The sequence below is a fragment of the Caballeronia sp. LZ062 genome (assembly GCF_031450785.1).
GTDB lineage: Bacteria > Pseudomonadota > Gammaproteobacteria > Burkholderiales > Burkholderiaceae > Caballeronia.
The window spans coordinates 222,109-246,019 of sequence record NZ_JARTWB010000002.1; the positions used below are offsets into that span (position 1 = coordinate 222,109).

Annotated in this window: 21 protein-coding genes and 1 tRNA gene; 17 read left to right on the forward strand and 5 right to left on the reverse strand. The window is 64.7% G+C overall.

Annotated elements, in window-relative coordinates; translation table 11 throughout:
* Positions 1 to 109 precede the first annotated feature (109 nt).
* The 9 genes from P9239_RS07060 to P9239_RS07100 all read left to right on the forward strand — a co-directional run bounded on the left by P9239_RS07060 (position 110) and on the right by P9239_RS07100 (position 9,576).
* A complete protein-coding gene (locus P9239_RS07060) occupies positions 110 to 880 on the forward strand; it encodes an enoyl-CoA hydratase/isomerase family protein (protein ID WP_309749805.1) in 771 nt (256 codons plus the stop codon).
* A 27-nt stretch (positions 881 to 907) separates the two neighbouring features.
* Complete coding sequence (locus tag P9239_RS07065; RefSeq protein WP_309749806.1) at positions 908 to 2,149, forward strand: thiolase family protein; 1,242 nt, start codon at positions 908 to 910, stop codon at positions 2,147 to 2,149.
* A 71-nt stretch (positions 2,150 to 2,220) separates the two neighbouring features.
* Positions 2,221 to 3,363: an acyl-CoA dehydrogenase family protein gene (locus tag P9239_RS07070; protein ID WP_309749807.1), complete on the forward strand. Its 1,143-nt coding sequence runs from the start codon at positions 2,221 to 2,223 to the stop codon at positions 3,361 to 3,363.
* A gap of 63 nt (positions 3,364 to 3,426) precedes the next feature.
* Positions 3,427 to 4,500 (forward strand): MBL fold metallo-hydrolase, encoded by a 1,074-nt coding sequence (locus tag P9239_RS07075; RefSeq protein WP_309749808.1) that lies wholly within the window; start codon positions 3,427 to 3,429, stop codon positions 4,498 to 4,500.
* Positions 4,501 to 4,624: 124 nt separating this feature from the next.
* Complete coding sequence (locus tag P9239_RS07080) at positions 4,625 to 5,806, forward strand: lipid-transfer protein (protein WP_309749809.1); 1,182 nt, start codon at positions 4,625 to 4,627, stop codon at positions 5,804 to 5,806.
* 12 nt (positions 5,807 to 5,818) lie between these two features.
* A complete protein-coding gene (locus P9239_RS07085) occupies positions 5,819 to 7,018 on the forward strand; it encodes an acyl-CoA dehydrogenase (RefSeq protein WP_309749810.1) in 1,200 nt (399 codons plus the stop codon).
* A gap of 15 nt (positions 7,019 to 7,033) precedes the next feature.
* Positions 7,034 to 8,188: an acyl-CoA dehydrogenase family protein gene (locus tag P9239_RS07090; RefSeq protein ID WP_309749811.1), complete on the forward strand. Its 1,155-nt coding sequence runs from the start codon at positions 7,034 to 7,036 to the stop codon at positions 8,186 to 8,188.
* Positions 8,185 to 8,640, forward strand: a complete 456-nt coding sequence (locus P9239_RS07095) for a MaoC family dehydratase (protein ID WP_309749812.1) — start codon at positions 8,185 to 8,187, stop codon at positions 8,638 to 8,640. The genes P9239_RS07090 and P9239_RS07095 overlap by 4 nt, the downstream gene beginning before the upstream one ends.
* Before the next feature lie 36 nt (positions 8,641 to 8,676).
* Positions 8,677 to 9,576 (forward strand): SDR family NAD(P)-dependent oxidoreductase, encoded by a 900-nt coding sequence (locus tag P9239_RS07100; protein ID WP_309749813.1) that lies wholly within the window; start codon positions 8,677 to 8,679, stop codon positions 9,574 to 9,576.
* Positions 9,577 to 9,656: 80 nt separating this feature from the next.
* Here the strand turns inward: P9239_RS07100 and P9239_RS07105 are convergent, their stop codons facing one another.
* Complete coding sequence (locus P9239_RS07105; protein ID WP_309753924.1) at positions 9,657 to 10,784, reverse strand: acyl-CoA dehydrogenase family protein; 1,128 nt, start codon at positions 10,782 to 10,784, stop codon at positions 9,657 to 9,659.
* Between the two features lie 14 nt (positions 10,785 to 10,798).
* Positions 10,799 to 11,941, reverse strand: a complete 1,143-nt coding sequence (locus tag P9239_RS07110; RefSeq protein ID WP_309749814.1) for a CaiB/BaiF CoA-transferase family protein — start codon at positions 11,939 to 11,941, stop codon at positions 10,799 to 10,801.
* Between the two features lie 664 nt (positions 11,942 to 12,605).
* On the opposite strand from P9239_RS07110, the gene P9239_RS07115 reads away from it, so the two are divergent.
* The 8 genes from P9239_RS07115 to P9239_RS07150 all read left to right on the forward strand — a co-directional run bounded on the left by P9239_RS07115 (position 12,606) and on the right by P9239_RS07150 (position 22,243).
* Entirely contained in the window at positions 12,606 to 13,721 is a 1,116-nt protein-coding gene (locus P9239_RS07115) for a porin (RefSeq protein ID WP_404980068.1), read from the forward strand.
* A 30-nt stretch (positions 13,722 to 13,751) separates the two neighbouring features.
* Positions 13,752 to 14,498, forward strand: coding sequence for an SDR family NAD(P)-dependent oxidoreductase (locus P9239_RS07120; RefSeq protein WP_309749815.1), 747 nt, complete (start codon positions 13,752 to 13,754; stop codon positions 14,496 to 14,498).
* 36 nt (positions 14,499 to 14,534) lie between these two features.
* Positions 14,535 to 15,284, forward strand: coding sequence for an electron transfer flavoprotein subunit beta/FixA family protein (locus P9239_RS07125; RefSeq protein ID WP_309749816.1), 750 nt, complete (start codon positions 14,535 to 14,537; stop codon positions 15,282 to 15,284).
* Position 15,285: 1 nt separating this feature from the next.
* The gene (locus tag P9239_RS07130) at positions 15,286 to 16,230 is read left to right on the forward strand and encodes an FAD-binding protein (protein ID WP_309749817.1); all 945 of its coding nucleotides are present in this window, start codon (positions 15,286 to 15,288) and stop codon (positions 16,228 to 16,230) included.
* Between the two features lie 75 nt (positions 16,231 to 16,305).
* The gene (locus P9239_RS07135; protein WP_309749818.1) at positions 16,306 to 18,387 is read left to right on the forward strand and encodes a 3-hydroxyacyl-CoA dehydrogenase NAD-binding domain-containing protein; all 2,082 of its coding nucleotides are present in this window, start codon (positions 16,306 to 16,308) and stop codon (positions 18,385 to 18,387) included.
* A gap of 10 nt (positions 18,388 to 18,397) precedes the next feature.
* Positions 18,398 to 19,576: an acetyl-CoA C-acyltransferase gene (locus P9239_RS07140; protein WP_309749819.1), complete on the forward strand. Its 1,179-nt coding sequence runs from the start codon at positions 18,398 to 18,400 to the stop codon at positions 19,574 to 19,576.
* Between the two features lie 13 nt (positions 19,577 to 19,589).
* Positions 19,590 to 21,452, forward strand: coding sequence for an acyl-CoA dehydrogenase (locus tag P9239_RS07145; RefSeq protein ID WP_309749820.1), 1,863 nt, complete (start codon positions 19,590 to 19,592; stop codon positions 21,450 to 21,452).
* Positions 21,453 to 21,460: 8 nt separating this feature from the next.
* Entirely contained in the window at positions 21,461 to 22,243 is a 783-nt protein-coding gene (locus P9239_RS07150; RefSeq protein ID WP_309749821.1) for an SDR family oxidoreductase, read from the forward strand.
* 111 nt (positions 22,244 to 22,354) lie between these two features.
* On the opposite strand, the gene P9239_RS07155 is transcribed toward P9239_RS07150, so the two are convergent.
* The 3 genes from P9239_RS07155 to pal form a co-directional block, all read right to left on the reverse strand.
* Positions 22,355 to 22,430 (reverse strand) — tRNA-Lys (locus P9239_RS07155).
* A 145-nt stretch (positions 22,431 to 22,575) separates the two neighbouring features.
* Entirely contained in the window at positions 22,576 to 23,325 is a 750-nt protein-coding gene (ybgF, locus tag P9239_RS07160) for a tol-pal system protein YbgF (protein WP_309749822.1), read from the reverse strand.
* 36 nt (positions 23,326 to 23,361) lie between these two features.
* Positions 23,362 to 23,868 (reverse strand): peptidoglycan-associated lipoprotein Pal, encoded by a 507-nt coding sequence (gene pal, locus P9239_RS07165; protein ID WP_309749823.1) that lies wholly within the window; start codon positions 23,866 to 23,868, stop codon positions 23,362 to 23,364.
* Positions 23,869 to 23,911 lie beyond the last annotated feature (43 nt).

The window sequence follows — 23,911 nt, forward strand, 5'->3', positions numbered from 1 at the left end:
CCGCCAGCGATGGCCCCCCCTGAACGAGGGGTGCCAATCGGATGACCGGAAACTAACTTACCCGAACGCGAACGTCAACGAAGGCAATTACTAATACTGTGGAGGAGAGATGAGTTACTCACATGCGCTCGTGGGCTCCGTGGGCTGGTTGACGATGGATCGACCCGCCGCGATGAACAGCCTGAATCGCGAGATGGCTACCGGATTGACCGAGCAACTCAAGGCATGGCGCGACGACGACAACGTGCGCGTCGTTGTCCTGACGGGCAACGGCCGCGCGTTTTGCGCAGGCGCGGATCTGATCGAAGCGGCCGCCGCCCCAGCCGAAGGCGTGCGCGATTTCCTCGAACTGATCGTCGAATTCTTCGACACGCTGCGCGGGTTTCCAAAGCCGGTCATTGCCGCGGTGAACGGGCTTGCGCTCGCGGGCGGGCTGGAAATCGTGCTCGCGTGCGACATCGTGCTTGCTGCCGACACGGCCAAGCTGGGCGACGCGCACTCCAACTTCGGCGTATTCCCGGGCGCGGGCGGCGCGGCCATTCTGCCGCGCAAGGTGCCCGCCAACGTCGCGCGCTATCTGCTCTTCACGGGCGATGCGATGACCGCCGCCGAACTCAAGGGGCATGGCCTCGTGAACGAAGTGCTCGCGCCGTCGGAACTCGCCGACCGCGCGCAGGCGCTCGCCGACAAGCTCGCTAAAAAGAGCCCGCTCGTGCTCGCGCGCATGAAGCGCGTGGCGAACGAAGCGCCGGACAAGTCCGCCGCCGACGCGCTGCGTCACGAACTTCTGGAGCTTCGCGATCATCAGCGCTCCTACGATGTCAAGGAAGGGCTGCGGGCCTTCGCGGAGAAACGCGAACCGGTGTTCAAAGGCTGCTGACACTCACTCGATCATCAAGGTATCCACATGGAAAAAGTCTATATCGTCGGTGTCGGCATGACGCCGTTCGGCCGTCACCTCGACAAGTCGGTCAAGCAGCTGACGGCGTGGGCCGTCGAAGATGCGCTCAAGGATTCCGGCTGCGACCGCAAGTGGGTGCAGGCGGCGTACTTCGGCAACACCACACAGGGCCACATGCAAGGCCAGCACATGATTCGCGGTCAGGTCGCGCTGATTCCGGCGGGCTTCGGCGGCATTCCCATTCACAACGTCGAGAGCGCGTGCGCGTCGGCGAGCAGCGCGTTCCATCTCGCGGTGACGCAGTTGCGCGCCGGAATGGCCGATGTCGTGCTCGCCGTGGGCGCCGAGAAAATGTACTCGCCGGACAAGGCGCGCATGTTCTCGGTGTTCGATTCGGCGTGGGACGTCGAGACCGCCGAAGCCAACGCGGCGCAGGTCGTCGATCTCGGCAAGAACATTTCGCCGCCGCCCGGATCGACGTCGGACAAGCCGTACAGCGTATTCATGGACGTGTACGCGGGCATCGGGCGGCAACTCATGTCGCGCCTGGGCATCACGCAGCGTCAGTTCGCGGCGGTGTCGTCGAAGAACCACAACCATTCGGTTCACAACGAGCGTTCGCAGTATCGCAAGCCGATGACCATCGACGAGATTCTCGCCGCGCCGCCCATCACGTATCCGCTGACCTTGCCGATGTGCTCGCCGATTTCCGACGGCGCGGCGGCTGCAATCCTGTGCACCGAGTCGGCGCTGGAACGCTACGGCTTCGATCGCAAGCGCGCGGTGCGTGTGCTCGCGACCGTGGTGCGCTCGGCCTCGCCGCGCGCCGGCGACGATCTCGCCAATCACATCACCGTGCATGCCGCGAAGCTGGCCTACGAGGAAGCGGGCATCGGACCGGAAGACATCGACGTGGCCGAATTGCACGACGCGTCGTCCATCGGTGAGATTGCGCTCTGCGAAAACCTCGGCCTGTGCCGCCCCGGCGACAGCGGCGCCATGGCCGAGCGCGGCGAAACGAGCATCGGCGGGCGCTTGCCGATCAACCCGTCGGGCGGTCTCGAATCGAAGGGGCATCCCATCGGCGCAACGGGCCTCGGGCAGATTTTCGAGCTTGTCGAACAGTTGCGCGGCGAGTGCGGCGCTCGACAAGTCGAAGGCGCGCGCTTCGCGATTCAGGGCAACGGCGGCGGCCTGTGGGGCGTGGAGGAAAGCATCGACCACATCGGCATTTTCGGCCGCGCATGAACTCGCGCCTCAACTCGCGCCTCAACTCGCGCATGACACCGCGCACGAAATCAGTCACCAAGAGATAGAACATGCCTTATCAACTGCCCACTGAAGACCAGAACCTCGCGGTCGAGAGCTTCCGGAAGTTCCTGCAAACCGAAGTCAAACCCGTCGCGCGCGAGTACCGCGACCGCTTCATTCCGAAGGAGAAAATGCGCGAGCTGACGCAGCGCATCGCCGAATTCGGCCTGCCGGGCTGCACGGTTCCGGTGGAGCACGGCGGCATGGGCTGGTCGATGACCATGCAGGGCATGCTGTTCGAGGAACTCGTGGCGTGTTCGTGCGACGTCGCGCTGGCGGTCATGCTCAACATGGGCCTCGCTTCGATGCTGTTGAATGCGCGCCCCGAAGTGCGCGACCGCTACATGCCGGGCGTGCTGGCGGGCAAGATCTTCGGCTCCATCGGCATCAGCGAGCCGGACGTCGGCTCGAATGTGGCCGAGATCAAGACGCGTGCCGTGCGTGACGGCGACCACTACATCGTCAATGGCGAAAAGACCTGGATCACCAACGGCGTCTACTCCGACGTGCTCATTTGCACCGTTCGCACAGAAACGGGCCTCTCGCATATCCTGATCGACCGCGCGGAACACGGCTACGAATCGCGCAACATCGAAAAGATGGCGTTGAGTTCGCAGTCCACTGCGCAGATCTTCATTACCGATGCGCGCGTGCCGGTCACGAATCTGATCGGCGAAGAAGGGCAAGGGCTGCGCAACACGATGAAAGTGTTCGAAACGGCCCGGGCGCATGTCGGCACGCTGTCGGTCGGCATCATGCGCGCGTCGCTGGAAGAGTCCATCGCGTATGCGAAGGAGCGCAAGCAGTTCGGCAAGGTGCTGGCGTCGCATCAGCTGATTGCGGCGAAGATCGCGAACATGGCGATTCTCGTCGATGCATCGCGCCTCATGTGCCAGCGCGTGTTCGGCCTGATCGACGCAGGCGTGCGCTGCGACATGCAGGCGTCGATGGCGAAGGCGTTCGCCACCGAATCGGCCGTCCGCGTATGTCGCGACGCCGTGCAGCTTCACGGCGGCAACGGCATCACGAAGGAATTCAACGTCGAGCGCCTCTTGCGCGAAGCGATCATCATTCCGATTCCCGACGGAACCACGGAAATTCAGCAGCTCGTCATCTCGCGCGCGCTCACGGGCGTGGCCGCGTTCACCTGACGCGCGACCTTCGGCGTACGAAGCGAGCGGTCCATCAGAGACCGCCGACTATCGGAGACTCGCATGAACAGCGACGAATCGACTATCCGCCCGGATGTGAGCGGCGGACTGCATTACCCGTTCGAGGCCATTCCCGCTTTGGGCGACGCAATCGAAGTCGCGCCCGGCGTTCTGTGGATGCGCTTGCCGTTGCCGGCGTCGCTCGACCATGTGAATGTCTGGGCGCTCGAAGACGGCGACGGCTGGGCGATCGTCGACACCGGCCTCTTCATGCCCGACGCGCCATCGCGATGGGAGGCGCTGCTCGCCGGTCCGCTCGGCTCGCGCCGCATCACGCGCGTTTTCGCCACGCACCATCATGCCGACCACGCGGGCATGGCGGGCTGGCTCGCGCGGCGCTTCGACTGCGAATTGTGGATGACGCGCGCGGAGTATCTGACGTGCCGCGCGTTCGTCGCCGAGCAGGGCCGCGACGCGCCGGAAGACGCCATCCAGTTCTACCGCCGTGCAGGATGGAGCCACGAAACGCTCGAGAAGTACCGTTCGCGCTTCGGCGTGGCAGCGGGCATGGTGTTTCCGTTGCCCGACAGCTTTCGTCGGATCGAAGACGGACAGACGCTCGAGATCGGCAAGCGCCGCTGGCGCGTGAAGGTCGGACTCGGGCACTCGCCGGAGCACGCGTGCCTGTACTGCCCCGAACTGAATGTGCTGATTTCGGGCGATCATGTCTTGCCGCGTATCTCGTCGAACGTGTCGGTGCATCCTGTCGAACCGGACGCCGATCCGCTCGGCGAATGGCTGGCATCGCTAACTCGCTTCGCCCGCACGCTTCCGGTCGATGCGCTCGTGCTGCCGTCGCACAATGAGCCGTTTCATGGCCTGCACGAGCGCATCGAACGGCTCGATGCCGGCGTGCGGCGCGGGCTCGGACGACTGCGCGACCGCCTTTGGGAACCACGGCGCGCGGTCGATATTTTCGGCACGCTCTTCGCCGGCACGGTGCAGGAGGAGCGATTCAGCCGCTATACGCTTGCTACGGGCGAGGCGCTGGCGTACCTCAACTATCTGCAGGCCAGCGGCGAATCGACTTCGCACGCGGACGCCGACGGCGTGCGTTGGTATCGCATGCGCGCGTGACCGCGATACTCGGCGCATACGCGCCCCCTTGAAACGGGGGGTGGAGCGCGGGCGGCGCGCTGCCTATGATGATCCGATGCCGGTTCTGTCGAACCGCGAGACCACGATATTCGAAGGAGAACATATGACGCGCAAAGTAGTGGTGGCGGGCGTGGGCATGGTGCCGTTCAAGAAGCCGGGTGCGAGTGAAACCTACGATCTGATGGGCGCCGAGGCCGCGCGCGCGGCCCTCGCAGACGCACGCGTGCCTTACGAGTCCGTCCAGCAGGCCTACGCATGTTTCGTCTATGGCGATTCCACGGCAGGTCAGCGCGCGCTTTATCACGTCGGCATGACGGGTCTGCCCATCTTCAACGTGAACAACAACTGTTCGACCGGTTCGACGGGCCTGTTCCTCGCTCGCCAGGCGATCGAAGCCGGTGCCATCGACGTGGCGCTCGTGCTCGGATTCGAGCAGATGAATCCGGGTGCGCTCGGCAGTTACTTCAACGACCGGCCGCTGCCCTCGGAACTCTTTCTCGCTCAATGCGAGCGGCTCGGCGTGCCGCAAGACATTCCGCCGGCGCTGCGCATTTTCGGCGGCGCGGGCATGGAGCACATGAAGCGTTTCGATACGCCGCTCTCGTCGTTCGCCAAGATCCGCGCGAAGGCGAGCCGCCACGCGGCGAACAACCCGCTCGCGGTGTTCCGCAAGGTGGTGACCGCCGAAGACGTGCTGGCCGATCAGGTCATGTGGCCCGGCGTGATGACGCGTCTGATGGCGTGCCCGCCGACTTGCGGCGCGGCGGCGGCGGTGCTGTGCAGCGACGACTACGCCCGGCGTCATGGGCTCGATACGCGCGTGTGGATCGCCGCGCAGGCGCTGACGACGGATCGCACGGAATCGCTCACGGGCGACGATCTGCGCTACGTCGCGGGCTACGGCATGAGCCGGGAAGCGGCGAATCAGGTGTACGAAGCATCGGGCATCGGTCCGCAAGACGTGCAGGTGATCGAGCTGCACGACTGCTTCGCGCACAATGAACTCATCACCTACGAGGCGCTCGGACTGTGCCCGGAAGGCGGCGCGGCGAAGTTTATCGACGACGGCGACAACACGTATGGCGGCCGTCATGTGGTCAATCCGTCGGGCGGCTTGCTGTCGAAGGGGCATCCGCTCGGCGCGACGGGTCTCGCGCAATGCACCGAACTGGTCCAGCAGTTGCGCGGCACGGCCGGCGACAGGCAGGTGGAGAATGCGCGCGTCGCGCTGCAACACAACGTCGGTATCGGCGGCGCGTGCGTCGTCACGATGTATCGCAATTGAGCGGAGCGTTCGATGGATTTCCAACCTGATCCGGGTCTCGATGCTTTTCGCAAGGAGGTCCGTGCTTTTCTGCGCGAAAGTCTGCCGGCTGATCTCGCAGGCAAGCCCGTCGGCAGCGTGCGCTCCGTGCGCGCAGACCTCGTGCGCTGGCAGCGCATTCTGAACGAACGCGGCTGGGGTGCGCCGTACTGGCCGAAGCAGCATGACGGCACCGGCTGGTCCGTGATGCAGCGCCTCGTGTTCGACGAGGAATGCGTCGCGGCGGGCGCGCCGACGCAGGACGGCTTCGCGCACAAACTCTTCGGCCCCGTGCTCAACGAATTTGGATTGCCGGAGCAAAAGGCCCAGCATCGTCCGCTGATTCTGAGCGGCGAGCGCCTGTGGTGTCAGGGCTTCTCGGAGCCGGGCTCGGGGTCCGACCTTGCGTCGCTTTCGACGCGCGCCGAACGCGACGGCGATCACTACATCGTCAACGGCCAGAAGATCTGGACGAGCTACGCGCACGAATCCGACTGGATCTTCCTGCTCGTGCGAACGAACGCCGACGCGAAGAAGCAGGCAGGCATCAGCTTCCTGCTCGTCGATATGGCGACGCCGGGCATCACCGTGCGCCCGATCCGCAGCATCGACGACTGCCATCACCTGAACGAGACGTTCTTCGACAACGTGCGCGTGCCGGTGGCCAACCGCATCGGCGAAGAGGGCGAGGGCTGGAAGATCACCAAGTTTCTGCTCAACAACGAGCACGCGACAGCAGCGGATCTGCCGATTCTCCGGCGCTTTCTCTCGCAAATCCGTGCGCTCGCGAAAAGCGAGCGTTCGGGCGGCGGCTTGCTGATCGAGGAGCCCGCGTTCGCGCAGAAGCTCGCGCGCTTCGAGGCCGAAGTGAACGCCATCGCGACGATGGTCAAGCGCGTCGCGGCGATGGAAGAGGACCACAGTCCCGCCGCGCACGCGATGGGTTCCATGCTCAAGGTGCGCGGCACCGAGTTGCAGCAACGCCTGTCCGAGTTCATCGTCGAGGCGCTGGGCGATTACGGCGCGGTGGCGTATCCGGAACCTCACGACCCGGCCACGGGCGAACCGCTGCCGCATCAGCAGGTCGGGCGCGGCATGGCGAACGAAATGTTCTTCCGGCGCGCTTCCACCATCTATGGCGGAACGAGCGAAGTGCAGCGCGGCATCATCGCGAAGATGCTGTTCCAACTCTGACGGGGCCGACAGAACATGAATTTCAAACTGGATTCCGAGCAGCAACTGCTGCAGGACAGCGTGCGCCGCTTCGCGGAGAAGGAGTGCGCGTTCGAGGCGCGCGCCGCGCTGTTGAAGAGCGGCGCGAGCGAGCCTGCGCACTGGCAGGCGTTCGCGGACAACGGCTGGCTGGCCGCCGCGCTGCCCGAAGCGTACAGCGGGCTGGGCGGCTCGGTCATCGACACCGTGTTGATCGCGCAGGAGTTGGGGCGCGCGCTGGTCGTCGAACCGTATCTCGGCTGTGCGGTGCTCGCCGCGCAGACGCTCGCCGCGGCGGCCACGCCCGCGCAGCTCGACCACTATGTCCCGCAACTCGCCGATGGTTCGCTGCGGCTCGCGTTGGCATACAGCGAAGCGCAGTCGCGCGGCTTTCCCGAGCCGGTGCAAACGCGGGCCACCCGCACCGCCGAAGGCTATGCGCTGCGCGGCACGAAGACGCTGGTGCTCGGCGCGCCGGGCGCGAATGCTTACATCGTTTCGGCTGCGACCGATGACGACGGCCCGCTGACGCTCTTTCTCGTCGCGGCGTCGCGGCCCGGCGTGGTCTGCCGGCCGCTGCGGCTGCACGACGGAAGCTGGGCGGCCGAGATCGCGCTTGAAGGCGTGATCGTGGGCGAGGACGCCGTCCTCGGCGCACCGGGCAGCGGACTGGCGGCGTTGCGACACGGGCTTTCGCACGGCACGGCGGCGCTGTGCGCGGAGCTGATCGGCGGGATGGAAAAGGCCATCGAGATGTCCGCCGAGTACCTCAAGATGCGCAAGCAGTTCGGCGTGCCGATCGGCAGCTTTCAGGCGTTGCAGCATCGCATGGCGGACATGGCGGCGGAACTCGAAATCGCGCGTTCGATGTTGTTCGCGCTGCTCGCCTCGCTCATGCACGACAACGACGCTGCCGCGCGCCAGCGCACGGTATCTCAAGCGAAGGCGCTGATCGGCCGGGCCGCGAAGTTCGTCTGCGCGCAGGCCATTCAGCTTCACGGAGGCATCGGCATGACCGAGGAGTACGCAGTCGGCCACTACTACAAGCGCGCGGTCGTCGCGGACGTGCTGTTCGGCAGCAGCGACCGTCACGAAGCGGCCTGCGCCGCCCAATTGCAACACGCCTTGCTTCAAGGGGACATACAGGCATGAAGAGCTTCGACAAGATCGCGGATTTGCAGCCGCTCGTGGGCGAATCCATCGGCACGAGCGAGTGGCTTCTGATCGACCAGGCGCGCGTCAATCTGTTCGCGGACGCAACGGGCGATCACCAATGGATTCACGTCGACGAAGAGCGCGCGAAGAGCGGGCCGTTCGGCGGCACCATCGCGCACGGCTTTCTCACGTTGAGCTTGCTGCCCGCGTTGCTTGCCACCGCGTTTCAGATCAAGGAAACGAAAAGCGGCCTGAATTACGGTCTGGACAAGGTTCGCTTCGTCGCGCCCGTGAAAGTGGGCGCCCGCGTGCGTGCCCATTTCAGGCTGCTCGCGTGGGACGCGATCGGACAGAGCGGCGCGCAAGTGAAAGTGGAAATGACCGTCGAATGCGAAGGCTCGGACAAACCCGCGTGCGTCGCCGAATCGATCATGCGTCTGTTTCCCTGAACCACATCTTTCGACAACTGGAATGGAGCATCAAGCATGAGTATTCGTTTCGATGGCAAGGTCGCAATCGTCACCGGCGCGGGCGCGGGCCTCGGGCGCGCGCACGCGCTCGCATTCGCCGAGCGCGGCGCGAAGGTCGTGGTCAACGATTTCGGCGGCGCGCGCGACGGCAGCGGCGGCTCGTCCGATGCCGCGCTCGCCGTCGTCGATGAAATCCGCAAGGCGGGCGGCACGGCCATCGCCCACGGCGCGAACGTCGCGGACTTCGAGCAGGTGCAGGACATGGTGAAGTGCGCGGTCGCCGAATTCGGCCGCGTCGACATTCTCGTGAACAACGCAGGCATTCTGCGCGACAAGAGCTTTTCGAAGCTCGAGATGGCCGACGTGAAAGCCGTTCTCGACGTTCACCTGATGGGTTCCATCAACTGCTCGAAAGCGGTGTGGGACATCATGCGCGAGCAGGGCTATGGCCGCATCGTGATGACGACGTCGTCATCGGGCATGTACGGCAACTTCGGCCAGGCCAACTACGGCGCGGCGAAGATGGGCGTGATCGGCCTGATGAACGCGCTGACCACCGAAGGCAAGAAGAACAACATCAAGGTCAATACGATTGCGCCGGTCGCCGCCACACGCATGACCGCCGACATTCTCCCCGAAGCCATGCTCGCGCGCATTCAGCCAGAGCGCGTGACGCCCGCCGTGCTGTTCCTTGCAAGCGAGAATGCGCCTTCGAAGACGATCATCGCGGCAGGCGGCGGCGCATTTGCAGCGGCAACGCTCGTCGAAACGGCGCCGGTGCTGCTGCCGGAAGCGGAAGTGACGCCGGAAGGCGTGGCCGCGCGCTTCGGCGACATCGCGAACTGGGCCACCGCGCAGGCCTACGAGGAGTCGGGGCAGCAGGTCGGCGCGTTCCTCAAGCTCGTCTGCGCATAACTCGACGCGTAATGTAGAAAGCAAAGTGCCCGGTCATGCCGGGCACTTTTCGTTGGCGAGGCAGCCTTCAGAAGCAGCGTTCAGCCAAGGCTGCGCGAGATGATCAGCTTCTGAATGTGGCTGGTCCCTTCGTAGATCTTGCAGATGCGCACGTCGCGCAAATATCGTTCGACGGGGAAGTCCGTGAGATAGCCGTAGCCGCCGTGAATCTGCAGCGCATCGGAGCACACTTTCTCGGCGATCTCGCTGGCGAACATCTTCGCAATGGCCGCTTCCTTCACGCACGCGACGCCGGCATCGCGCAAACGCGCAGCGTGCAGGCAATACTGATAGGCGACCTCCACTTGCGCGGCCATGTCAGCGAGATCGAACGCGACGCCTTGCAGCCGGATGATCGGTGCGCCGTAGGCCTCGCGTTCCTTCGCGTAGCTGACTGCCGCGTTCAGCGCGGCCCGCGCCACACCCGCCGCAATAAACGCAATGCCGATCCGCCCATCCGAGAGGCCGCTCATGACGGTGCGATAGCCGTCGCCTTCGCCGCCGAGCAGGTTCGCAGCCGGCACGCGGAAGTCTTCGAGCGTAATCTGCGCGGTATGCGCGGTGTGCTGGCCGAGCTTGCTTTCCACGCGCGTGACGTGATAGCCGGGCTGGCTCGGATCGATGATGAACGTGCTCGCGCCGCGTTTGCCGGCGGCCTTGTCGGTGATGGCATACACGACGCCGACGCCCGCTTCGCTGCCGTTCGAGATGAACTGCTTGGAGCCGTTGATCACGTAACAGTCGCCGTCCTTGCGCGCGGTGGTGCGCAGCGCGGCGGTATCTGAACCGGCGTGCGGTTCGGTTAACAGATAAGCGCCGATGGATTCGCCGCGCGCCAACGCCGGCAGGTAGCGGCGCTTCTGCTCTTCCGTGCCGTGCTCGACAATGTTCAGCGCCGTGAAGTTATGCACGTGGATGATCGTCGCGAGGCCCGCGTCGGCAGCGGCGATCTCATGCTGGGCGAGGCACAGGTCGAGCACGCCCGCGCCCGTGCCGCCGTATTCCTCGGGAATCAACATGCCGAGGAAGCCGAGTTCGGCAAGCGCCTTCAGTTCGTCGCGCGGCCACGCCGACTCGCGATCGCGCCGGGCCGCCGTCGGCGCGACGATCTCACTGACCACGCGACGCGCCGAATCGCGGATCAGGTTCTGTTGCTCGGTGAGGAACATGTGAGAGGAGTCGGTCATCGGGATTCCTTTGTATTGTCGGGATGGGAAGCACGCGCCCAGTCGCGCAACACGGCTTCCGTATGCTGGCCACGGCGCGGTATGGCGCCGGGCGGGCCGGGCGGCGTGGCGGAAAAGCGCGGCGCAGGACTCGCCTGAAGCACGCCGTTCTCGCGCGTGTAGATTTCTCGCTGACGCATGTGTGGATGCGCGGCGGCTTCGTCCGGGCTCAGGACCGGCGCGAAGCACGCATCGGTTCCTTCGAGCAGCGCGCACCATTCGTCGCGCGTGCGAGTAGCGAAGTGTTCGGCAAGGCGCTGGCGCAGCGCGGGCCACGTGCGGCGATCGTAGGGCTTCGCGAAGGCGGGGTCGGCGGACAGGCCGAGCTTGTCGAGTAGTTGCGCATGGAACTTCGGTTCCAGCGATCCCACCGAGACATAGCCGCCGTCCGCGCAACGATAGGTGTTGTACCAGTGCGGCCCGTCCAGCAGGCTCTCGCCGCGCTCGTGCGTCATCTGGCCGGAAGCCTGAAGCGCGAGCAGGAGCGTCGTCATGTGCGCGCTGCCATCGACAATGGCCGCGTCGATCACCTGCCCCTTGCCCGTGGCGCGCGCGTGCATGACGCCCGCGAGTATGCCGACGGCGAGATACATGGCGCCGCCGCCGATGTCGCCAACGAGGCTCGGCGGCGGCAGGGGCGCCGTGCCCGGCTGGCCGGCATACCAGAGCGCGCCCGACAGCGCGATGTAGTTCAGATCGTGTCCCGCCGCATGCGCGAGCGGGCCGTCTTGGCCCCAGCCGGTCATGCGGCCGTAGACGAGCCGCGAGTTACGCGCGAGGCATACGTCCGGCGCAAGCCCGAGACGCTCCATCACGCCGGGGCGCATTCCTTCGATGAGCACGTCGCAATGTTCGACAAGGCCGAGCACGGTCTCGACGCCATCGGCACTTTTCAGATCGACCGCGACGGAACGCTTGCCACGATTGGCGATTTGCGTGTCGCCGAGATCGAGCGCGTCGGCGGCGGCTTCGAGGCGGTCGACGACCACCACGTCCGCCCCAAGATCCGCGAGCAGCATGCCGCAAAACGGCCCCGGCCCGATGCCCGCGATTTCCAGCACTCTGAGCCCGGCAAGCGGCCCGCGCTTTGTCGCTGTCATTGACTGCCTCCGTATGTTCGTGTCGGCCAATGATAGAGAGCGACCGGCGCGCGCACGCCCCCTCGTCGTGAGGGGGCGCGGCGCCCGATGCGCTGTCTCATCGCGACGCAGCAGCACAGCGTGCGGGCACGCGGGGATTTTATCGTTTTCCCGTAGCAGCGACGTGGCGGCGCGGTCGGTCTGTGAGCAAAACGTCCTTTCGAATCAACGCTTCGCGCGACGTGAACGGTGCCCGCCGACCCGGCTCGCGCACTGCGGCATCCCCCCTTTAACGAGGGGGCGGCGCGTATCGGGATACCGCATATCCTTCGCCATGTACCCCGCTTACAGGCGTACAAGGCACGGGAGGACAGACGCGATACCAAAGCAGAATTCAATCGCAGGTCATGCACATACCGGAGCTTCGCCGGAAAGCAGCTCGTCGGCGGACTTGCCGGTGCGGGAGCGCATGAGCCGCCAGGTCGCGGTCGAACGAGCATAGTGCGTCCTTCAAGTCACGCGACAGAAGTCGGCACCTAGATAAGCATCCCTAATAAACGATGGGCGACAGAGAGCGTCCACGTTTCGACGCCGGCGGCGCTGGCCGGCGTTCACGGAGAGTGAGCAATCGCGAGCGTTGTAACCGCACCTGGCCGGATGCGGCACAAAAAAACAGGAGACAGGCGTGCGCTTCATCAGACAGACGATTTTGGCAATGGCGGCGGCCGCTGCGGCCGGTAGCGCGGCGGCGCAATCGAGCGTCACGCTGTACGGCGTGGTCGATGTATTCGGCCAATATCTCAACAACGGCGGAACATCCTCGATCATGGAGCGCAGTGGCGGGCTGGCCGGTTCGCAGATCGGCTTCAAGGGAACCGAAGACCTGGGCGGCGGCTTGCGCGCGGTGTTCGACCTGGAAAGCGGATACACGCCCAACACCGGCGGGTTTTTCGTCGATCCTACCGCCTTGTTCTACCGGCAGGCGTGGCTCGGGCTGACGCACGAGCGATACGGCACGCTGTCGTTCGGCCGTCAGTACCAGCCGACGTTCTGGGTGCTGTATTACGGCGATCCGTTCAGAGGCAACGAAGTCTTGTCGCCGCTCTCCGCTGCAGCGATCGCCACTGACCGTAACACGCTCTCCACTCAAGCCGGACCCGGCCGGCTCAGCAATTCGGTGCTGTATAAGTCGCCGAATCTGAACGGCGTCACGCTGTACGCGATGTACGCGCTCGCGGCTACATCGTCGTATCCGGTGCCGACGACGTTGGGCAACACGCTCGACGTCGCCGCCATGTACAGCGGATACGGCTTCTATGCGGGCATCGCCTATCAGAACGAGCATCAGGGCGTGAGGACGCTGCCGGGGCTGCCGGGGCCGCTCGCCATGATGTCGACCGACCACTATACGGGTGCGCTCGCGTATCGCTTCGGCATCGTCAATCTGCAGTTCAACTACATCTACTCGCGTCCGCAGAGCGCACCGGCTGGTTCGCTCGCGGCACGCCTGAACGCGGCGAATTCGAACAGTGTCGCCGAGGCCGGCATGACCATTCAGGCGACGGATGCGGACGTGATCGAGTTCGCCGCCGTCCAGCGGAAAGTGCGCGGCGTGAACAGCAACACGCTGGCGTTCGAACTCGGCGCGGATCACAGCTTGTCGAAGCGCACGAGCGTCTATGCCCGCGCGGGCTACATGAAGAACCACGGCACGGCGACGATGAGCTGGCCCGGCGTCTCGGTGACGAAGCCACAGACATCGCAGACGCTCGTCGGCGTGGGCTTGTCTCACCGTTTCTGATCTATCGGACATTCGAATCAGGATTCACGCATGAAACTTGAACAGAAGGTGGCGGTCGTCACCGGCGCAGCGTCGGGGCTCGGTCTCGCGACGTGCAAGGCGCTCGCCGCAGCGGGCGCGACGGTGGTCGGTTTCGATCTCGACGCGGACACGCTGAGAGAGGCGCTCGGCCCGTCCATCGCGTCCTTCGCGGTCGATGTCGCCGACGAATCGAGCGTGCAGCAGGCAGTCGGCGCGGTCGTCGCCATGCATGGGCGCGTGAATATCGCAGTGAATTGCGCGGGCGTGCTCGGCCCGTGCAAGACCATTTCGAAGGGCCAGCTCTTTCCGAGCGAACTGTGGAGCCGCGTCCTGGCCGTCAATCTGACCGGCACGTTCAACGTGGTGCGCCATGTGGCGCTCGCCATGACGAAGAACGACCCGGAAGACACGGGCGAGCGCGGCGTCATCATCAACACGGCGTCCGGCGCGGCGAAGGGCGGTCAGATGGGACAGGCTGCCTACAGCGCCAGCAAGGCGGGTGTGATCGGCATGACGATTCCCGTGGCGCGCGATCTCGCGGAACACGGCATTCGCGTGCTGGCGGTGTCGCCCGGGTTGTTCGAATCGGGCATGTCGGCGGCCATGCCGCAGAAGGTGTCGGACGGGCTCATCGAGAAGATGCTCTTCCCGCGACGAATGGGCCGCGCCGAAGAGTTTGCCGCGCTCGTCGTTCATCTGATCGAGAACGCATACATGAACGCAACCGTCGTCGATATCGACTGCGGCACGCGCTAGGCGCGATGCGTCGATGCTTCGCACAAGGAGAGGCAAGTGAAGGTTCTGATTGCAATCAAGCGAGTGACGGACGCCAACGTGAAGGTCGGCGTGAAATCGGACAACACGGGCGTCGAACTCGCCAACGTGAAGATGTCGATGAACCCGTTCGACGAAATCGCCGTTGAAGAGGCGGTGCGTCTGAAGGAAGCGGGCGTCGCAACCGAAGTGATCGCGGTGTCGTGCGGCGTCACGCAATGTCAGGAAACGCTGCGCACGGCGCTGGCTATCGGCGCGGATCGCGCGATTCTTGTCGAATCTGCCGAGGAATTGCAGCCGCTGGCGGTCGCGAAGCTGCTCAAGGCGCTCGTCGATCAGGAAAAGCCGGAGCTCGTGATTCTGGGCAAGCAAGCCATTGACGACGATTCGAACCAGACCGGGCAGATGCTCGCCGCTTTGGCGGGCCTGCCGCAAGCGACGTTCGCATCGAAAGTCGTGATCGCCGATGGCTGCGCCACCGTCTCGCGCGAAGTCGATGGCGGCGCGGAAACGCTGTCGTTGAAGCTGCCCGCGGTCGTCACGACCGACCTGCGCCTGAACGAGCCGCGCTACGTCACACTGCCGAACATCATGAAGGCGAAGAAAAAGCCGCTGACGACGGTCACGCCCGCCGATCTCGGCGTCGATGTCGCGCCGCGTCTGAAGACGCTCAAAGTCACCGAGCCGCCGAAGCGCAGCGCCGGTGTGACGGTGCCGGACGTGAAGACGCTGGTCGAGAAACTGAAAACCGAAGCAAAGGTGATCTAACGTGACGACACTGGTAATTGCGGAACACGACAACGCGTCGATCAAGGCGGCGACGTTGAACACGGTCGCGGCAGCGGCCAAGCTGGGCGGCGACATTCACGTGCTCGTCGCGGGATCGAACGCGCAAGGCGCCGCGGATCAGGCCGCGAAGATCGCGGGCGTTTCGAAGGTGCTGCTCGCCGATGCGTCGCAGTTGGCCGAAGGCCTTGCGGAGAACGTCGAAGGCACGGTGCGGAACATCGCGAAGGACTATTCGCACATCGTTGCCCCGGCGACGGCTTACGGCAAGAACATCGCGCCGCGCATCGCCGCGCATCTCGATGTCGCGCAGATCAGCGAGATCACGGCTGTCGTCAGCGCCGATACGTTCGAGCGCCCGATCTACGCGGGTAACGCTATCGCAACCGTCCAGTCGAGCGATCCGATCAAGGTCATCACCGTGCGTGCGACGGGCTTCGATCCGGTGGCGGCGGAAGGCGGCAGCGCATCGGTCGAGAAAATCGAAGCAGCGGCGGACGCGGGCGTCTCGCAGTTCGTGAACCGCGAAGTGACGAAGCTCGACCGGCCCGAACTGACGAGCGCGAACATCATCGTCTCCGGCGGGCGCGGTTTGGGCAGCGGCGAGAACTACACGCAAGTGCTGGAACCGCTCGCCGACAAACTGGGCGCAGCGCTCGGCGCATCGCGCGCAGCGGTCGATGCGGGCTACGTGCCGAACGACTATCAAGTCGGCCAGACGGGCAAGATCGTCGCGCCGCAGTTGTATGTGGCCGTCGGCATTTCGGGCGCCATTCAGCACTTGGCCGGCATGAAGGACAGCAAGGTGATCGTCGCGATCAACAAGGACGCCGAAGCGCCTATTTTCAGCGTGGCGGATTACAGCCTCGTCGGTGATTTGTTTGCCGAGGTGCCTCGACTGGTCAGCGAATTGGGCGCGGCGGCGTAGCCGAGACGACACGATCCGCGCGAGAAGACCAGGCGCCGCGCCGCACAACACTCCGTTCACATTCAAGGATTCAGCATGACAGCGATGTACCAGGTCCATGACGGCGTGGCCGTCATCACGCTCGACCATCCTCCGGTCAACGGTCTGGGTCATGCAACCCGGACCGGCATCATGAACGCCATGAGCCGCGCGAGCGACGACGCAGCGGTAAAGGCCATCGTCATCACTGGCGCGGGCAAGGCGTTCTCGGGAGGCGCGGACATCCGCGAGTTCGGCACGCCGAAGGCGTTTCAGGAGCCGAGCCTCGCGACGGTCATCGAAACCATCGAGCGGTCCGGGAAGCCGGTCGTCGCGGCCATTCACTCGGTGGCCATGGGCGGCGGACTGGAACTTGCGCTCGGCTGCCACTACCGGCTGGCGACGCGGCAAGCGAAGATCGCACTGCCCGAAGTCAATCTCGGTCTCTTGCCCGGCGCGGGTGGCACCCAGCGCCTGCCGCGCGCAATCGGCCTGGAAGCCGCGCTCAACATGATCGTGTCGGGCAAGACCATGCTCGCTGAACACTTCGCGGGGACGCGGCTCTTCAATGAGATCGTCGCGGACGATGTCGTCGCGGCCGCCGTGCAGTTCGCGCGCGATGTCGCCGAGCGCGCCGGTTCGCATCCCAAGCTGCGCGACGCGAAAGTGCAGCACGACCACGCAGAAGCGTATCTCGGCTTCGCGCGCAATACGGTCGCGGCGAACGCGGGCCCGTATCCCGCGCCGCTTGCGTGCGTGAATGCGGTCGCGGCATCGCTAAAGCCGTTCGACGCGGGTATCGAGGCCGAGCGCAACGGCTTCATGGCGTTGATGAACACGCCGGAATCTCGCGCGCTGCGTCACGCGTTTCTCGGCGAACGCACGGCGAGCCGCATTCCCAACGTGCCCGCCGACACGCCGACGCGCGCCATCGCGAAGGTCGCCGTGATCGGCGCGGGCACGATGGGCGGCGGCATCGCAATGAATTTCCTGAACGCGGGCGTGCCGGTCACGATCCTGGAAATGAAAGGCGACGCGCTGGAGCGAGGCGTCGGCGCGATCCGCCGCAATTACGAGAACACGGCCAAGAAGGGCAAGCTCACGCAAGACGAGGTGGAGGCACGCATGGCGCGGCTTTCGACCACGCTCTCGTACGGCGACATCCGCGACGCCGATCTCGTGATCGAAGCGGTGTTCGAAGACCTGGAGGTCAAGAAGAGCGTGTTCCAGCGGCTCGACGAGGTGGCGAAGCCCGGCGCGATCTTGGCATCGAACACGTCGACGCTCGACATCGACGCCATCGCGTCTTTCACGAAACGTCCGCACGACGTGATCGGCCTGCACTTCTTCAGCCCCGCGAACGTGATGAAGCTGCTGGAAGTCGTGCGCGGGGACCGGACCGCGAAGGACGTGCTTGCCACGGTGATGCAGCTCGCGAAGAAGATCGGCAAGGTCGCGGTGGTCTCGGGCGTGTGCGACGGCTTCATCGGCAATCGCATGGTCGAGCAGTACAGCCGGCAAGCGGGCTTTCTGCTCGACGAAGGCGCGTTGCCGCAGCAAGTGGATCGCGCGATCGAACGCTTCGGCTTCGCGATGGGTCCGTTCCGCATGATCGACATGGCGGGCAACGACATCAGCTGGGCGATCCGCAAGCGCCGCGCCGTGGAGCGTCCCGAGTTCAACTACTCGAAGACGGGCGACCTGCTGTGCGAAATGGGGCGCTTCGGCCAGAAAGTGCAGGCCGGTTGGTACGACTACAAGCCGGGCGATCGCCGAGCGTATCCGAGCGCGGTCGTCGACGAAATGATCGTGCGGCATTCGAAGGACTTGGGGCTTGCGCGCCGCAAGATCAGCGACGAGGAAATCGTCGAGCGGCTCGTGTTCGCGCTCGTCAACGAAGGCGCGTTGATCCTGCAGGAAGGCATCGCGTCGAAGGCATCGGATATCGACATGGTCTATCTGCATGGCTACGGCTTTCCGAAGTTCCGCGGCGGGCCGATGCAGTACGCCGACGAAATCGGTCTCTATGCCGTCGTGCAGGCCATTCATCGCTATGCGAAGGGCTATCAGGGCCACGCGTGGCAAGTCGCGCCGCTGTTGCAGCGGCTTGCCGAAGCGGGCGCGAGCTTCAACGACTAGGGACAAAGACATGAACGAGGCAGTGATCGTATCCACCGCGCGCACCGCGCTGGCCAAAAGCTGGAAGGGCGCGTTCAACATGACGCACGGCGCGACGCTCGGTGCGCACGCGGTGCGGCACGCCATCGCGCGGGCGGGCATCGAGGCCGGCGAAGTCGAGGACGTGCTGATGGGCTGCGCGAACCCCGAGGGCGCGACGGGCGGCAACATCGGGCGTCAGATCGCATTGCGCGCGGGCTGTCCCGTGACGGTGCCGGGCGCGACCGTCAACCGCTTCTGCTCGTCCGGGCTGCAAAGCATTGCAATGGCCGCGCAGCGCGTGATGACGGGCGAAGGCGAAATCTACGCGGCGGGCGGCGTCGAAAGCATCTCGTGGACGCAGCGCCAGATGAATCTGGAATACGCGAACGATCCGTGGCTCACCGCGAACAAGCCCGAGATCTACTGGAGCATGTTGCAGACGGCGGAGCAGGTCGCCAAACGCTACGGCATTTCGCGCGAGCGGCAGGACGAGTACGGCGTGCGCAGCCAGCAGCGCGCGGCGGCGGCGCGCGAGGCGGGCCGCTTCGACCGTGAAATCGTACCGATGACCGTCACGGCGGGCGTCGTGGATCGCGCGACGGGCGATATCGTGAGCCGCGAAGTGACCATCGCCGCCGACGAAGGCATTCGCGCCGACACGACGCTGGAAGGCGTCGCGAAGATTCGCAGCGCGTTGCCGGGCGGCGTCATTTCGGCGGGCAACGCGTCGCAGTTTTCGGATGGCGCGTCGGCGTGCGTCGTGATGGACGCGCGGGTCGCCGCAGCGAAGGGCATCGCGCCGCTCGGCGTGTTTCGCGGCTTCGCGGTGGCGGGCTGCGAGCCGGACGAAATGGGCATCGGGCCGGTGTTCGCGGTGCCGAAGCTGTTGAAGAAAGCGGGCCTGACGGTTGACGACATCGGTTTGTGCGAGCTGAATGAGGCTTTCGCCGTGCAGGTGCTGTACTGCGCGGATACGCTCGGCATTCCGATGGAGCGGCTCAACGTGAACGGCGGCGCCATCGCGGTCGGGCATCCGTATGGCGTGTCCGGTGCGCGGCTCGTCGGCCACGCGCTGATCGAAGGCAAGCGCCGCGGCGTGAAGCACGTCGTCGTGACGATGTGCATCGGCGGCGGACAAGGCGCAGCCGGCCTGTTCGAAGTGCTTTGACCAAGGACGAGACATGTCGTTGATCCTTTCCCGCCGCGACCTCAACTTTCTTCTATACGAATGGCTGAAGGTTCAGGCGCTGACCGAAATCCCACGCTACGCCGACCATTCGCGCGAAACGTTCGACGCCGCGCTCGATACGTGCGAGAAGATCGCCACCGATCTTTTCGCCACGCACAGCAAGAAGAGCGATCAGCACGAACCGCATTTCGACGGCGAGCGCGTGCATGTCATTCCCGAAGTGAAGGCGGCGCTCGCAGCCTTCAGCGAAGCCGGATTGATGGCTGCGGGACAGGATTACGAGCTTGGCGGCATGCAGTTGCCGGTGGTCGTCGAAAAAGCCGGCTTCGCGTACTTCGCCGCCGCGAATATCGGCACGGCGGCGTTCCCGTTTCTCACCATCGGCAACGCGAACTTGCTGATCGCGCACGGAACGCCGAAGCAGATCGACACCTTCGTGCGGCCCGAAATGCAAGGGCGCTTTTCCGGCACCATGTGTCTGTCCGAACCGCAGGCCGGCTCGTCGCTGTCGGACATCGCGACGCGCGCCGAGTACGAGGGCGAATCGCCGTTTGGGGCGCAATATCGGCTGCGCGGCAACAAGATGTGGATTTCGGGCGGCGAGCATGAATTGTCCGAGAACATCGTTCATCTGGTGCTCGCGAAGATTCCCGGTCCCGACGGCAAATTGATTCCGGGCGTGAAAGGCATCTCGCTTTTCATCGTGCCCAAGGTTCTGGTCGAAGAAGACGGTTCACTCGGCGAACGTAACGACGTCGTGCTCGCGGGACTCAATCACAAGATGGGTTATCGCGGCGTGACCAACTGCCTGCTCAACTTCGGCGAAGGCGTGCAGCACCGGCCGCGCGGCAAGGCGGGAGCGGTGGGCTATCTCGTCGGCGAGGCGGGGCAGGGGCTCGCGTGCATGTTCCATATGATGAACGAGGCGCGCATCGGCGTGGGCCTCGGCGCTGCAGTGCTCGGTTATACGGGCTATCTGCATGCGCTCGACTATGCGCGCAACCGCCCTCAGGGACGCCCGACGGGCCGCGCCGGCAAAGACCCGGCGAGTCCGCAGGTCAAGCTCGTCGAGCATGCCGACGTGCGCCGCATGCTGCTCGCGCAGAAGAGCTATGCGGAGGGCGGCCTCGCGCTGAATCTGTACTGCGCGAAGCTGGTGGACGAAGCGCGCGCCGCAGAAGCCACCGGGGACGGACAGACTCACGAACGCTTCACGCTGCTGCTCGATATCCTGACGCCGATTGCCAAGAGCTGGCCGTCGCAATGGTGCCTCGAAGCCAACAACCTCGCGATTCAGGTGCACGGCGGCTACGGCTACACGCGCGAGTACAACGTCGAGCAGTTCTATCGCGACAACCGTCTCAACGCGATTCACGAAGGCACGCACGGCATTCAGGCGCTCGACCTGCTCGGCCGCAAAGTGACCATGAGAGACGGCGCGGCGCTTCGGCTGCTCGCGGACCGCATGCACGCGAGCGCGGCGCGCGCAGCGGCGACGGGCGACGCTGCGCTGCTGAAGCACGCGTCCGCGTTCGACGAATCGGTGACGCGCCTCGTGCACGTCACGCGGATGCTGTGGGTGGCGAGCGATCCGTCGGTGACGCTCGCGAACGCGTCGCTGTATCTGGAGGCGTTCGGGCATGTGACGGTCGCGTGGATCTGGCTCGAACAGGCGCTGGCCGCGCGCTCGGGACTCGCCGCCGTCCGCACCGATGACGACGATGCGTTCTATCGCGGCAAGCTCGCCGCAGCCGATTACTTCTTCAAGTGGGAACTGCCGCGCGTCGGACCGCAGTTCGATCTGCTGATGTCGCTCGATCGCACGACGCTCGACATGCAGGACGCGTGGTTTTAGGACACGCCATGCGAACCGTGCAACAGCTTTTCGACCTGAGAGACAAGACCGCGCTCGTGACAGGCGGCTCGCGCGGGCTCGGCCTGCAGATTGCCGAGGCATTGGGCGAGCAGGGCGCGCGCGTCGTGCTGTCTGCGCGCAAGCACGACGAACTGGCTGCCGCCGCGCAGCATCTGCGCTCGCGTGGCGTCGATGTTCGCTGGATCGCGGCGGACGGCGCGCGGGAGGACGAGATCGCCCGCCTCGCCGACGATGCGCTCGCCGCCCTCGGCCGCATCGACATTCTGGTGAACAACGCGGGCGCTACGTGGGGCGCGCCCGCCGAGGACTATCCGCTCGCCGCCTGGGACAAGGTGATGAACCTGAATATCCGCGGGCTGTTTTTGCTGACGCAGCGTATCGGCAAGCTCTCGATGATTCCGCGCCGGTATGGACGCGTAATCAACGTGGCGTCGATTGCGGGGCTCGCGGGCAATGCGCCCGGCACGATGCAGACGATCGCCTACAACACGTCGAAGGGCGCGGTCGTCAACTTCACCCGCACGCTCGCGGGCGAGTGGGGCGAGCACGGCATTACCGTGAATGCGCTCGCGCCCGGCTTTTTTCCGTCGAAGATGACGCAGGGCTCGCTCGACCGGATGGGCGTCGAGCACATGTGCGCAGGCATTCCGCTTCGCCGTCTAGGCGACGACGAAGACCTGAAGGGCGCGGCTGTTCTTTTCGCGAGCGATGCGGGCAAGCACATAACAGGACAGGTGCTTGCCGTGGATGGCGGGGTGAGCGCGGTGTAGGTTCGTTGTCTCGACTCCGGCCGCGCGTTGAAGCGTTCCATTCGTCGAGCGAACTAATTGGCAGAAACGACAAAGGGTTACAGGCTTGCGCCTGTAACCCTTTGAATTCTTTGGTAGGCCGTGCGGGATTCGAACCTGCGACCAACGGATTAAAAGTCCGCTGCTCTACCAGCTGAGCTAACGACCCGAAAGAGGCGAAATTATAAGCGGCGTTCTCGATTACTGTCAACAGAATCTGACCGTCACACGCTCAAGAAAAACGCCCGCGGCATGGTGCCCGCGAGCGTTCTTCACGAGAGGCGCGGAACCGGCAAAACACCCGAAAACTCCGCTTACTTCACCTGCGACATCTTGCTTTGCGCGGTCTGCGCGACTTCAGTGCCCGAATACTGCGAGATGATCTGTTGGAGCGTCTGCTTCGCAGCCGATTTCTGGCCCTGCTCAATCTGGTTGTTCGCGATTGCAAGCAACGCTTCGGGTGCTCGCGGATGCGTGGGGTACGTCTTCACCAGGTTTTGCCAGATCGCGGTCGATCCCTTGTAGTCGCGCTGCGCATACAACGCATTGCCGAGCCAGTATTGCGCGGTCGGCTGATACGGGCTTTGCGGGTACTTGGCGACGAACGCCTTGAAGGACGCCGCCGCACTCTTGTAGTCACCGTTACGGAACTCTGTCGACGCTGCGTTGAACGCTTCCGTCTCGCCAGGCTGCACCGAACCCGTCACGCCGTCGATAGTCTGCTGCTGCGGCTCGAACTTCTTCAAGCGCGTATCGAGATCGGCGTAATAGTCCTTCTGCTGCTTCTGCAGCGTGGCGACCTGGTTCGCCAGATCCTCGTTCTGTCCGCGAACCGTCGCGAGCTGCTGATTCAGCTGATCGAGGCGGTTTTGCTGATCGAGGATCGTGCGCTGCGCAGCCTGCAACTGATTGGCGAGGCCATCGGTCTTGGTGCGCAAATCGAGAACGGCTTTGCGCGCTTCGTTGTCGTCGAAGACACCGGCGTGCGCAGGCACGCCGAGCATCGCCGAGCCGGCCAAGCACGCGGCTGCGGCAGCGCGCAGCAAGGAAAAGCGATACAACATAGGGCGACTCACCCGTGACTGGTTACGTTAGTTCGATTACTGCTGGTACACGAGATCCGCACGGCGGTTCTGCGCGTACGACGATTCGTCGTGACCCGTCGCCGTCGGCTTTTCCTTGCCGAGGCTCACGGCTTCCATCTGCGAATCGGCCACGCCCATCAGCGACATCGCGCGACGCACCGCTTCGGCGCGCTTCTGGCCGAGCGCGAGGTTGTACTCGCTCGTGCCGCGTTCGTCGGTGTTGCCCTGGATCAGGACGTGACGCTCCGGATGGCCCTTCAGATACGACGAGTGTTGCTGCAGCAGCGGCTGATAGTCGTCCTTCACGGCGTAGCTGTCGAAGTCGAAGTAGATGCTGCGCTTGGCGAGCGGGCTGTTCGGATCGTTCAGCGGGTCGATATTGACTTGCTTCACGTCCGTCGGGTTGGGCTGCGTGCCGACCGCGCCCTTGTTTGCGCCTTCATCGAGCTTCACGCCCGAATGACACGCGGCCAATGCGCCGACCATTGCAACTGCCAGGCCGATACGGAGTTTCGACATCATGGTACCTCTCCTTGTGTTGTAGCTGAACGTTGTAGGTGAAACG